Genomic DNA, 11,479 nt, shown 5'->3' with positions numbered 1-11,479 from the left:
GCACACACCCTGAACAACACCGTAGTTGCTCCGCCGCGTATGCTGATTGCATTCCTTGAGAACAATCTGCAGGCAGACGGAAGCGTAAAGGTACCGAAGGTTCTTCAGCCGTACATGGGCGGAACCGAGGTTCTGATTCCGAAGAATAAATAAGAACCATGACAAGAGGACAGAGTGATCCGCAGACAGCGGGTGGCTCTGCCCTTTTTGCGTATATTTTAAGAGATTTGGGATTGATAGATTTACAATCGGAATAAAATGGCATTATCATGACAAGATGTGCAAATAAAAAGAAGAGGAAGAAGAGGAGACGGACGATGAGAAAATCCATTCAGAAACTGACTCAGATGGCAGCGGTAGGTATGTCGGTTCTTGTGATCGGCGGCTGTGCAAACAATGCGGCAGCGACATCCACAAAGGCGGAGAGTGCCACGGAGACGACTGCGGCCCAGACAGAGAGTGCAGCTCAGGAGAAAGAGACTGAGACCGCAAAGGAGGAGAAGACTGAGGCAAAGTCTGAGGCGACGGACGCAGCGTGGCTGAAAGAATATTACGGGGTGGAGATTTCAAAGGACGGACCGGATGCGGCAGCTTTCTCAGAGGCACTCAAAAAAGTTGCCGGTGAGGAGGCTCCCGCTGTTGAGGGAGACTTAAATCTTCTAACCGCGGCAAAGGCTGCAGTTGCGGCGGCGGACTATGAGGAACTGGCGCTCAGCTATCCGGCAGACAAGGTGAAGGAACGTCTTGCCGTACATGGCATCACGGATGAGGTTGATGAGGCTTATGCCGCTTATCTCGCCTGTGCGCTTGACACGGATCTGCTCTCTGATGAGGATGGAAAGGCAGCAGGGAAGAAAGAGGCGATGACCCAGACGCAGGCAGAGTCTCTTCTGATGCGGATTGCAGATGTAAACGGTGATGGACGCAACTATCTTGGCATGGCAAGTGATCCGGATATTTACGGCAAAATCGATCAGGCGTGGAATTCCTTCCTGCTCTTTGACGATGACAAGCTTGCGGAGATCGGAAAGACAGCCGTCCAGCAGCAGGTGACAACCGGATACGGAATCAAGTCCGCAGCTTACGATGCGCGCTTCCTCTCTGATCTGACGCTCCAGTACGGTCACTCCGACATCAAGCATGCACATCAGCTGATCGGTCTGCTGAACAGTGAGAACATCGATGCGAAGGTACAGCTTGAGCCGAAGATCAGTATCTATCAGTACCTGCTTGAGTGGGGCCCGATCCCGGAGGCTACCCCGACTTACGAGGTAAAGAAGTTTGACGATGATCTGTATCTGGTTTATGCTGTCGAGTATGATATGAAACTTGAGTTTAACACGACAGCAGACTTGAAGCGTTTTGATGAAGTGATCAATACCTATGCGAAGAAGAATGAGGGCAATGAGGAGGCAAAGGGTCTGATCTATGCGTCCTGGTGGCAGCCGCTGTACAGTACGACGAGAACGGATCTGTCCTCTGATACCTATCACCAGATTTATGACTGCGTTGTAACCGATGGCATCTACTCGATCCATCCGTTTGCCCTTCCGGAGAACAAGGATGCAACGGTGGAGAAGCTCAAAGAGTTCGCCGGAGACAGCGGAGTGGAAGTGACCCCGCAGGAGCGCTATGTCAACACCGCGTTCTACAATTATTTAAAGGGTGACGATTACCAGTAAAAAACAGATGTGAGGAGACACAACCCCGCAGCGGCTGATTCGATAAAAGGGCTTGCTGCGGGGTTGTTGCTGTCTGCAAGGCGCGTGAACAGTTACCCCGTACACGTGTTTGTCATGCTTTTTTGAGCGTGCGACTTTACATTTGTAATTTCCTATGTTAATATAAACGGATGGAAGCAATCTGATGATTACGGAGGAAGCAGTAAAGTGAAAAAATATGGAGTAAATGAGTTAAGAAAGATGTTTCTCGATTTTTTCGAGAGCAAGGGACACCTTGTAATGAAGAGCTTTTCGCTTGTACCGCACAATGATAACAGCCTGTTGCTGATCAATTCCGGTATGGCTCCTTTAAAGCCCTATTTTACAGGTCAGGAGATTCCGCCGCGCAGACGTGTCTGCACCTGCCAGAAGTGTATTCGTACCGGCGATATCGAGAATATCGGAAAGACCGCTCGTCACGGCACCTTCTTCGAGATGCTTGGCAACTTCTCTTTCGGCGACTATTTCAAGGATGAGGCAATTCACTGGTCCTGGGAGTTTCTGACTGAGGTGGTTGGTCTTGATCCGAACCGCCTGTATCCGTCCATCTATCAGGATGATGATGAGGCATTCAAGATCTGGAACGAGGAGATCGGCATTGCACCGGAGCGTATTTTCCGCTTCGGAAGAGAGGACAACTTCTGGGAGCATGGCGCAGGTCCGTGCGGTCCGTGTTCTGAGATCTATTATGACCGCGGTGAGAAGTATGGCTGCGGAAAGCCGGGATGTACCGTAGGCTGTGAGTGCGACCGTTACATCGAGGTATGGAACAACGTATTCAGCCAGTTCAACAACGACGGACATGGCCACTACACCGATCTGATCCAGAAGAACATCGATACCGGTATGGGTCTGGAGCGTCTGGCTGTTGTCGTTCAGGATGTAGACTCCCTGTTCAGTGTCGATACGAACAAGGCTCTGCTCGACGAAGTCTGCGAGATGGCACATGTGAAGTATTTAGAGAACCACAAGACCGATATTTCCCTGCGTATCATTGCAGATCATGTAAAGTCCTGCACCTTCATGATTTCCGATGGTATCATGCCGTCCAACGAGGGCCGTGGATACGTTCTGCGCCGTCTGCTGCGCCGTGCAGCACGTCATGGCAGACTGCTCGGTATTCCGGGTGGATTTATGCCGGAGCTGTCCAAGACTGTGATTGAGCTGTCCAAGGACGGCTATCCGGAGCTTGAGGAGAAGAAGGCTATGATCCTCAAAGTTCTCGCAGAGGAAGAGGACAAGTTCAACAAGACGATCGATCAGGGTCTTGCAATCCTTGCAGATATGGAAGCTGAGATGAGTGCAAAGGGAGAGACTGTTCTCTCCGGAGAGAATGCCTTCAAGCTGTACGATACTTACGGATTCCCGCTGGATCTGACCGTTGAGATTCTCGAAGAGAAGGGAATGACCGTTGATAACGACGGATTCCAGAAGGCAATGAATGATCAGCGTGAGAAGGCAAGAAAGGCAAGAAAGGTATCCAACTACATGGGTGCAGATGTGACGGTATATCAGTCCATTCCGGCTGAGGTAGAGTCCAAGTTTGTCGGATACGGCAAGCTGACCCATGATTCCAAGATCACGGTTCTGACGACTGAGGATGAGATCGTTGAGGCTCTGACGGACGGTCAGAAGGGAACGATTCTTGTCGAGGAGACCCCGTTCTACGGAACCATGGGTGGTCAGACCGGTGATGTCGGTGAGATCGTAGGTGCAGACGGCGGACGTTTCATCGTTGAGGATACGATTCATCTTCAGGGAAGCAAGATCGGTCATGTCGGCCATATGGTAGGCGGCATGCTCTCTGTCGGCGAGACGGTTACGCTGACCGTGGATGCTGAGAAGCGCGGCGGCTGTGAGAAGAACCACAGTGCGACCCACCTGCTTCAGAAGGCTCTGCGTCTTGTTCTCGGCGATCACGTTGAGCAGGCTGGTTCTCTCGTGACTCCGGATCGTCTGCGTTTCGACTTTACCCATTTCTCCGCTATGACTCCGGAGGAGTTAAAGAAGGTTGAGCAGATCGTCAATGAGGAGATCCGTGCAAATCTGAAAGTTGTGACCGAGGAGATGACTCTGGATGAGGCAAAGAAGACAGGCGCTATGGCACTGTTTGGCGAGAAGTACGGTGAGAAGGTTCGTGTGGTTAAGATGGGCGATTTCTCTACCGAGCTTTGCGGTGGTACTCATGTTGGCAGCACTGGTCAGATTCAGGCATTCAAGATCCTGTCCGAGGCAGGAATCGCAGCAGGCGTGCGCCGTATCGAGGCACTGACCGGCGAAGGTCTGATGGCTCATTACGAGAAGCAGGAAGAGGAGTTAAAAGAGGCTGCAAAGACTGCTAAGACGACTCCGGCAGAGTTAAAGAGCCGTATCGAGGCAATGATGGAGGAGATCAAGGCACTCCATGCTGAGAATGAGAAGTTAAAGAGCAAGCTTGCAAGCGACTCCCTCGGTGATGTCATGAGCCAGGTTCAGGAGATCAACGGTGTCAAGGTTCTCGCAACCAAGGTTGCAGACGTGGATATGAACGGTCTGAGAAATCTCGGTGACCAGCTTAAAGATAAGATCGGCGGCGGTGTGATCGTGCTCGCTTCCGTGATGGACGGCAAGGTAAACCTGATGGCTTCTGCTTCCGACGATGCACAGAAGAAGGGTGCTCACGCAGGCAACCTGATCAAGGGAATTGCAGCACTTGTAGGCGGTGGCGGCGGTGGCCGTCCGGGCATGGCTCAGGCAGGCGGAAAGAATCCGGCAGGCGTGGACGAGGCCCTGAAGAAGGCTTATGAGGTAGCAGCAGACCAGCTGAAATAAGGCAGGGAGAACTTCAAAGGAAGTTCAAATAAAAAAATTTGAAAAAAATTAAAAAAACTGTTGACGAATGATGAATTTGTGCTATAATCATTCCAGTGCTATAAATACCCAAACAGTTGTATTATGCACAAGTACACAACTGGAGGGAGGTTAGGTGTGAGCTATGTCAAACGTTATCGTTAAAGAGAACGAGAGTCTGGACAGTGCTTTACGCAGATTCAAGAGAAACTGCGCAAAGGCTGGTATTCAGCAGGAGATTCGTAAGAGAGAGCATTACGAAAAGCCGAGCGTAAGACGCAAAAAGAAGTCTGAAGCTGCAAGAAAGCGTAAATTCAACTAAATGTTCCGAGATCCCCAGTCATAAGGCTGGGGATTTTTTCGTACAATAAAATAAGAAACGGCAGATCGGAAGAGATGCTGGCGGAATGAGAGAACAGTCTGAACAGCAGTTCAAAAAGGAATCCGAGGAGAAATCCGGAGAGCAGGCAAAAAAGGGATCTGAGAAATCAGAGAGAGCCGTGAAAGCGGAGAGCATTTTGGAGACGACGGTGAGAAATCTCGCCGGAGACTTAAACCTTCCGAGAGATGTGGTTCTTGGCGATGCGCTGATTTCCTTTATCGGGAGATGCGGAGTGACGGTCGAGAATTACCGCGGAATCCTGCTCTATGAGAGAGAACTCGTGAAATTGTCCGCGAGAAACTGCCGGATCGTGATCCGCGGAAAAAACCTTCGGATTGACTATTACACGAGCGAGCAGATGCACATTTCCGGGCAGATTGTGTGTATGGAGTTTGAGGGCTAGCAGACGACGGGAGGCATGCGGTTGAGAGAGAAACTTAGGCATCTGACTGGGGGCTGTCTTCTTGTGAGGATGCGTGGGCTGGAGGGAGAGCGGTTTCTAAATCTGTGCATGACAAAAGAGATCGAGATCTGGAACATTGCCAGTCTCGGAGAGTGCCAGTTTGAGTTCTGGACAGGAATTCGGGAATTTCGGAGAATGCGCCCGTTAGCGCGCAAGGCGGGAGTGCGTCTTTTGATAAAGGGAAGAAGAGGTCTTCCTTTTTTTTTATACCGGAACCGCAGGCGCAAACTCTACGTGGCGGGACTTGGAGCGTTTTTTGCGATTTTATTTTTCATGTCACGTTTTCTCTGGAATATCTCTTTGGAGGGCAACCTGCGCTTTACGGACGACACCCTGCTCCATTACTTAAATTCGATCGGGATCTCATGCGGGATGCCGTGTGCGGGGATTGACTGTGTGGCGCTTGAGGAAGCGATCCGGGAGTCGTATCCGGAGATCATCTGGGTGTCAGCGCGGGTATCCGGAACGAGACTTCTGATCCGGGTCAAGGAAAATGAGACGGCCGGGGGGAAGATTGAGGAGTACACTAAGCCGTGTGATTTAAGTGCCGAGAAAGGCGGGGTGGTGACCGGGATTCTTGTGCGCCAGGGAAGTGCCAGGGTGCGTGTCGGGGAGGAGATCGAGGCGGGACAACTGCTTGTGAGCGGCCGGATTCCCATTCTCAATGACAATGGAGAGACCGCGGGGTATCATCTGGTTCATGCGGATGCCGACGTCCGGATCAGGACGCGTGAGAGCTGGGAAAGTGAGGTCGAAAAGATAGTCCGGGAAGCTGCATTTACCGGAAGAGAGAGGCACGGGCTCCGGCTCCGGGTTGGAGGACTCTCATTTCTCTGGATGATGCCGTCGTTTCGGGGAGAGTGGGAATTTCGGGAAGACTCTAGGCAGGTATCGCTTCCGGGTGATTTTTATCTTCCGCTTGTCGTGGATCGGATTTTGGCGAGGGAGTACATCACTTATGAGCGAAACCGCACACAGAATGAGGTGGAAGAACTGAAAAATCAGCTCAATCGAAAGAAAATTCAAAATTTTACGAAAAAAGGGGTACAAATTTTTGAAAATAATGTTAAAATACAAGAGAAAACGTCCTGCTATGTCATTCGCGGGGAATTAGAAGTGGAAGAAGCGGTCGGGATGGAGCAGGAAGTCCAGACAGAGACGAGACCGGATGCGGAGCAGAGCGTGGAAAAGACGGATGCTGAATAGGAATAAAACAGTTTGAGACAGATTAAGAGATCGGACTAATTGGATCAATCGATCAATCTGCCAGAAGAAAGTCGGCATGCCGAAAAGAAGACGGGATTTTGGAAAATGAAAATTCTGTGAAATGAAACAGGAAGAGGAGCGAAACAGGGCTGAATGAGTGTAATAGAGACAGTAATTGAGATTCCCACAGAACATGAAAAAAATATCTGTGGACAGTTTGACAGTTATTTAAAAAAGATTGAGAGAACGCTTCATGTGACGATTGTCGCGCGCGATGGTGTGATCAAGCTGATCGGACCGGAGGACATGATCAAGAAGGCGAAGAGCGTGTTCAACAACCTTGCGGAGCTTTCAAAGCGGGGAAATACGATCACGGAGCAGAATGTGGATTATGCGCTCTCCCTCTCCTTTACGGAGTCGGACGGTGCCATTCTTGAGATTGATAAGGATATTATTTGCAGGACGATCAACGGACGTCCGGTAAAGCCGAAGACGATGGGCCAGAAAAACTATGTGGACACGATCCGCAAAAAGATGATCGTGTTCGGCATCGGACCGGCAGGTACCGGAAAGACGTATCTGGCGATGGCAATGGCGATTCAGGCGTTCAAGAACGGGGAGGTCAACCGGATTATTCTGACGCGTCCGGCGATTGAGGCGGGAGAGAAGCTGGGATTTCTGCCGGGCGATCTTCAGAGCAAGATTGACCCGTATCTGCGCCCGCTCTACGATGCCCTGTATCAGATCATGGGCGCGGAGAGCTATCTGCACAACTCTGAGAAGGGACTGATTGAGGTCGCACCGCTTGCCTACATGAGAGGCCGTACTCTTGACAATGCCTACATCATTCTCGATGAGGCGCAGAACACGACACCGGCGCAGATGAAAATGTTCCTGACGCGAATCGGTTTCGGATCGAAAGTCATCGTGACCGGTGACCAGACGCAGAAGGATCTTCCGAGTGGAACGACCTCGGGACTTGATATGGCGCTCAAAGTGCTTCACAAAATTGACGATATCGGGTTCTGCATGCTGACGAGCAGTGACGTTGTCCGTCATCCGCTTGTGCAGAAGATTGTTCAGGCATACGATGAGTATGAGAAGAAGGCGACTGCACCGAAGAAAGATGTGCTCTTGACGAAAGACCGCCGAAAAAAGGTTGCGGTCAAGGCAACCGTAAAGGGCAAGATCCGGGAGCGCAAGTAGAACAAGTAGAATTCAGAAAGAGTCCGGCGAAAAAGAAAACAAAAAATTAAAAGAAAGCCAATTTAGGAAATCAGGAAAACAGAAAAATAGAAAAAGGGGTACAATATGACAATTCAGATTGAGTATGAGACCGACAAAGAAATCGGTGTGGATTATGAGAAGATCATTCATGAGATCATTCCGGCGGCACTTGACTATGAGGAGTGCCCTTATGAGGCGGAGGTCAATGTCATTTTGACGGACAATGATGCGATTCAGGAGATCAACCGCGAATACCGCGGGATCGATGCGCCGACCGATGTGCTCTCGTTTCCGATGATTGAGTACGAGAAAGAGTCGGATTTCAGCCATGTGGAGGATTCTGTGGAGGATTACTTTAACCCGGAGAGCGGAGAGCTGATATTGGGGGATATCATCATCTCCGTCGAGAAAGTGATTGAGCAGGCAGAAAAGTATGGTCATTCAAGAGAGCGTGAGCTGGCATTTCTGATTGCGCACAGCATGCTGCATCTGTGCGGATATGATCACATGGTTGATGCGGAGAGGGAGGTTATGGAGCAGAAACAGAGAGAGATCCTTGCGGGGGCAGGATATAATCGATAAGTTTTGCTGATTTGCTCTGAGTGGAGGATTCTAGGGAAAGTGAAAGTGTGAAACCTTTGAAATCTTTGAAACCTTGAGAGAGGAGAATGCGGCTGAATGGGGAGAAAACGGGGGTACAAGAAGGGGCTGCTTGCCGTGCTGGCAGCGGGAATGTTTCTGACTCTGTCCGGATGTGCGAAGCATGCGTCGGGATCGGCGCAGTATCTTGAGGAGGAGAGCGGGGATGCGGCGGAGATTGTGATTGAGACGGAGGCGCTTGAGCTTGAGCCGGAGACAGAGGAACTGGAGATTCCGGAGCAGACAGAGATTCCGACAGAGCGCACGGAAGTAAACGGTATGATCCAGAGTTACTTAACGGGAGAGATGGTGCCGGTTGCCCAGGGAAACCGGCGTCCGCTTGCGATTATGATGAGCAATGACAAAGCGGCTCTTCCGCAGTACGGCATCAATCGCGCCGGGGTTGTCTATGAGGCGCCGGTTGAGGGAAATATGAACCGCTACATGGCGATCATGGAAAATTATGATGACCTGACCCGGATCGGTTCAGTGCGGAGCTGCCGGACGTATTATGTGTATTTTGCGAGGGAGTTTGATGCCATTTATGCACATTACGGGCAGAGCACCTTCGCAAAGCCGTATCTGAAGGCGATTGATAACATCAATGGAATCGAGGGAACCGGAGAGACCGCATATTTCCGCTCAAAAGACCGCAAGGCACCGCACAATGCCTATGCGAGTTTTGCCGGAATTCAGAAAGTGATTGGCAAGCTTGGCTATTCGCAGGAGTATGATGCTTCTTATGAGGGACATTTCCGCTTTGCGCCCGAGGGACAGCCGGCAGTGATGGGCGGGGCGGATGCAAGACCCGCCAATAAGGTAACGCCGGGGTATCCGCTCAACAATCCGTGGTTTGAGTATCATCCGGATGACGGGCTCTATTACCGTTTTCAGTATGGAGGGCCGCACAAAGGAGATGAGGGGCAGATCGCTGTGAAAAACATCATCATTCAGTACTGTTCCGCAGGATATTATGCAAAGACGGAGTATCGAAACATCAATGTGCATGAGAGTTCATGGGGATATTTCATCACAAACGGACAGGTGGAGGACATCACCTGGAAGAAGGATGGGGAGTACGGAGTCACGCACTACTACGACGCGAGCGGTCAGGAGATCGTCTTAAACCCCGGAAAAACGTGGATCTGCATTGCAACATCGAATGATATGAAGCCGGCGGTCATTGAGTGAGGATGAAGACGGGCAAGTGAAGCCGTATGAATCAGGCCGGATCAATCGAGCCAAATGAATCGATCCCGATCGGTCGAGACGGATAAAAGACGAATCAGAGATGAATCAGAGACAGATAAGAGCCGGATAAGAGATGGATAAAAAGCAGAAATAAGCAGATACTGTACTTATGGAGGGATTTCCCATGAAAAAGTATAGAATCTGCTTATTTTTCATTTTGATTGTCGGGATTTTTGTCAGCAGTGCGCTTGGATATACGGTTGGAAGACAGCGCGGCATGGCTTTGGAGCGGGCAAGGCAGGAGGAGCAGAGCCTTCCGGAGACTCTGCCCGAGGACCATGAGGCGTCCAACCGGAGAGAAGTTGCAGCGGGCAGGGGGGATCAGCGATCTGGGCAGAAGGGTTTAGAAGATTTAGAGGCTTCAGAAAAGTTGGAAGCTGGGAGCAATTCTGGAAAAAATGCAGAAAATGCGGAAAGTGAGGCGGGAGCAGGGCGTGAGGAAGAACAGGAGTATTATCTTGTTGCAGAGGATGGTTTTCTGCTTGTATTCCTGAAAGACAGGAAGACGATCTGCCTGTATACGCATCTGCCGCTTGTGGATTTTTCTGTCTCCGAGCAGGAGAGACTTCGCGAGGGAATCTGGTTTTCTTCCATGATCGAGGTCTTTAATTACCTTGAATCCTGTACAAGTTAAAGGGACGTGCTGTAAAAAGGGCTTGAAAACAGCGCATAAACTGGATACAATAGCAGAGAGAAAATGCCGGAGAGAGTCCACAGCAGATCGATCTGCTGCAAAGAGGCTGAAAAGTCTGGGATCTGGCAGGAGACGGAGGAGAAAGTGTGAAGAAACAGGTATTGATTGTCGGAGGAGGGGCTTCCGGGCTGATGGCAGGGATCTGTGCTGCCCGGGAAGGCGCATCTGTGACGATTTTGGAGCATATGGACCGGGTGGGAAAGAAGATTCTTTCCACCGGAAACGGCCGCTGTAATCTGACAAATCTGACGATGCGCCCGGAGTGTTACCGCAGCAGTCAGAAGCAGTTCCCGATGAAAGTACTGGATCGCTTCTCTGTCTGGGACACACTGACGTTTTTCGATGAACTTGGAATCGAGACAAAGAATCGAGGCGGATATATCTATCCGAATTCCGATCAGGCGTCCTCCGTGCTGGATGCGCTTCGGATGGAGACGGAGCATCTGAACGTTCGCGTGGTGACAAACTGCCAGATTCGGGAACTTCGTGCAAAAGGGCGCAGACATTTTGAGGCGAAGACAGATGCGGGAATATTTGAGGCGGATCGGCTGATTCTTGCGACCGGATCAAAGGCAGCTCCGGTCAGCGGCTCGGACGGAAGCGGATATGCGCTTGCGAAGAGTTTTGGCCATCGCGTGATCAAACCGCTTCCAGCGCTTGTTCAGCTGCGCTGTGAGGGGAAATTCTTTAAACAGCTCGCAGGAGTGCGATGCGATGCGGTTGTGCGGATCAAGAACAGTCAGGGGCGGATTCTGGCAGCGGACCAGGGGGAAGTACAGCTGACGGATTACGGAATTTCCGGAATTCCGACGTTTCAGGTCAGCCGCTATGCCGCCATCGCACTTGATCAGAAAGAAAAGATTTCGGCGGTGCTTGATTTCCTTCCGTCAAAGAGCATGAAGGAGATCGGCGGATTTTTGAAAAACCGCGCACAGATGCTCTCTTACCGAAAGGCAGAGGATTACCTGACGGGGCTTTTGAATAAAAAGCTCGGGGCAGTGGTTTTAAAGCTTGCCGGGATTCCTGCGGAGCTTCCGGTCTCCCAGATCAAGGGGGCACAGTTAGAG

General features: G+C 50.8%; 10 protein-coding genes and 1 pseudogene. All 11 read left to right on the top strand.

Translation table 11 applies throughout. The annotated features are described in order from the left end of the window. Positions 1-153 (top strand): annotated as a pseudogene (locus ACR0QE_RS11540) (serine--tRNA ligase); the annotation flags it as partial. Between the two features lie 164 nt (positions 154-317). Continuing rightward, positions 318-1,682 (top strand): hypothetical protein, encoded by a 1,365-nt coding sequence (locus tag ACR0QE_RS11535; RefSeq protein WP_432628495.1) that lies wholly within the window; start codon positions 318-320, stop codon positions 1,680-1,682. Between the two features lie 240 nt (positions 1,683-1,922). Next, positions 1,923-4,532: an alanine--tRNA ligase gene (gene alaS / locus ACR0QE_RS11530; RefSeq protein ID WP_432628496.1), complete on the top strand. Its 2,610-nt coding sequence runs from the start codon at positions 1,923-1,925 to the stop codon at positions 4,530-4,532. Between the two features lie 163 nt (positions 4,533-4,695). Next, positions 4,696-4,872, top strand: a complete 177-nt coding sequence (gene rpsU / locus ACR0QE_RS11525; protein ID WP_005539624.1) for a 30S ribosomal protein S21 — start codon at positions 4,696-4,698, stop codon at positions 4,870-4,872. Positions 4,873-4,957: 85 nt separating this feature from the next. Beyond that, positions 4,958-5,335 carry a YabP/YqfC family sporulation protein gene (locus tag ACR0QE_RS11520; protein WP_432628494.1) on the top strand — a complete coding sequence of 126 codons (378 nt, stop codon included), beginning with the start codon at positions 4,958-4,960 and terminating at the stop codon, positions 5,333-5,335. Between the two features lie 21 nt (positions 5,336-5,356). After that, entirely contained in the window at positions 5,357-6,601 is a 1,245-nt protein-coding gene (locus ACR0QE_RS11515; protein WP_432628493.1) for a sporulation protein YqfD, read from the top strand. A gap of 153 nt (positions 6,602-6,754) precedes the next feature. After that, positions 6,755-7,807 (top strand): PhoH family protein, encoded by a 1,053-nt coding sequence (locus tag ACR0QE_RS11510; protein WP_432628492.1) that lies wholly within the window; start codon positions 6,755-6,757, stop codon positions 7,805-7,807. Positions 7,808-7,912: 105 nt separating this feature from the next. Continuing rightward, positions 7,913-8,410 (top strand): rRNA maturation RNase YbeY, encoded by a 498-nt coding sequence (gene ybeY / locus ACR0QE_RS11505; protein WP_432628491.1) that lies wholly within the window; start codon positions 7,913-7,915, stop codon positions 8,408-8,410. A 96-nt stretch (positions 8,411-8,506) separates the two neighbouring features. Next, entirely contained in the window at positions 8,507-9,658 is a 1,152-nt protein-coding gene (locus ACR0QE_RS11500; protein WP_432628490.1) for a DUF3048 domain-containing protein, read from the top strand. A gap of 184 nt (positions 9,659-9,842) precedes the next feature. Then, the gene (locus tag ACR0QE_RS11495) at positions 9,843-10,352 is read left to right on the top strand and encodes a hypothetical protein (RefSeq protein WP_432628489.1); all 510 of its coding nucleotides are present in this window, start codon (positions 9,843-9,845) and stop codon (positions 10,350-10,352) included. 146 nt (positions 10,353-10,498) lie between these two features. Continuing rightward, positions 10,499-11,479: aminoacetone oxidase family FAD-binding enzyme (locus ACR0QE_RS11490; protein WP_432628488.1), on the top strand; the 981-nt coding region annotated here is incomplete at its 3' end.

It is taken from the genome of Brotaphodocola sp. (genome assembly GCF_050873065.1).
Lineage (GTDB): Bacteria > Bacillota > Clostridia > Lachnospirales > Lachnospiraceae > Brotaphodocola.
The sequence above is the reverse complement of the archived record's forward strand: the minus strand, read 5'-3'. Positions and strand labels throughout refer to the sequence as shown.